Source organism: Microbacterium sp. NPDC079176 (assembly GCF_040686675.1).
GTDB lineage: Bacteria > Actinomycetota > Actinomycetes > Actinomycetales > Microbacteriaceae > Microbacterium.
Window position 1 is genome coordinate 276,565 of the sequence record NZ_JBFBLM010000001.1, and the last position, 279, is coordinate 276,843.

Here is a 279-nt window from a genome sequence, read left to right on the forward strand (position 1 = left end):
CGAAGGAGATATCGGCGGCATCCGTCCTTCGGGGCGAGAGATCTCCTTCGCACTGGGGGTGGATGCGGGAGGGCAGCGCGCGCTCGGAAGGAGATCTCGGCTACCGAAGGAGGTGTCGGCGGCATCCCTCCTTCGGGGCGAGAGATCTCCTTCGTACTGGGGGTGGATCCCGGGGCCGCGCGCTCGGAAGGAGATCGCGCATACCGAAGGAGATATCGGCGGCATCCGTCCTTCGGGGCGAGAGATCTCCTTCGCACTGGGGGTGGATGCGGGAGGGCA